The sequence below is a fragment of the Microseira wollei NIES-4236 genome (assembly GCF_020521235.1).
Lineage (GTDB): Bacteria > Cyanobacteriota > Cyanobacteriia > Cyanobacteriales > Aerosakkonemataceae > Microseira > Microseira wollei.
This window is the reverse complement of record NZ_BLAY01000506.1, coordinates 1-658: the sequence shown is the minus strand read 5'-3', so window position 1 is coordinate 658 and position 658 is coordinate 1. Positions and strand designations below refer to the sequence as shown.

Genomic DNA, 658 nt, shown 5'->3' with positions numbered 1-658 from the left:
TTTATATCAGAAGATGATCCCATGCCGTGTCCCTACAGTCAGAAATCTATTGGTGGGCATTGGTAGGGACACGGCACCCAATAAATTTTGCTCTCAACCAGAAGATGATCTCATGCCGTGTCCCTACTATTGGTGGGCATTGGTAGGGACACGGCACCCAATAAATTTTGGTTTATATCAGAAGATGATCTCATGCCGTGTCCCTACAGTCAGAAATCTATTGGTGGGCATTGGTAGGGACACGGCACCCAATAAATTTTGGTTTATATCAGAAGATGATCTCATGCCGTGTCCCTACAGTCAGAAATCTATTGGTGGGCATTGGTAGGGAGACGGCACCCAATAAATTTTGGTTTATATCAGAAGATGATCTCATGCCGTGTCCCTACTATTGGTGGGCATTGGTAGGGACACGGCACCCAATAAATTTTGCTCTCAACCAGAAGATGATCTCATGCCGTGTCCCTACAGTCAGAAATCTATTGGTGGGCATTGGTAGGGACAAGGCACCCAATAAATTTTGGTTTATATCAGAAGATGATCTCATGCCGTGTCCCTACAGTCAGAAATCTATTGGTGGGCATTGGTAGGGACAAGGCACCCAATAAATTTTGGTTTATATCAGAAGATGATCTCATGCCGTGTCCCTACAGTCAGA

General features: G+C 44.8%; 2 protein-coding genes. Both read left to right on the top strand.

Going from position 1 to position 658, the window contains the following annotated elements:
* Positions 1-328: hypothetical protein (locus MiSe_RS53535; protein WP_226594969.1), on the top strand; the 328-nt coding region annotated here is incomplete at its 5' end.
* 46 nt (positions 329-374) lie between these two features.
* The gene (locus MiSe_RS53530) at positions 375-590 is read left to right on the top strand and encodes a hypothetical protein (RefSeq protein WP_226594967.1); all 216 of its coding nucleotides are present in this window, start codon (positions 375-377) and stop codon (positions 588-590) included.
* Positions 591-658 lie beyond the last annotated feature (68 nt).

Coding starts and splice junctions, on each gene's coding strand:
- MiSe_RS53530 (WP_226594967.1), top strand. CDS start 375: ATGCCGTGTCCCTACTATTGGTGGGCATTGGTAGGGACACGGCACCCA.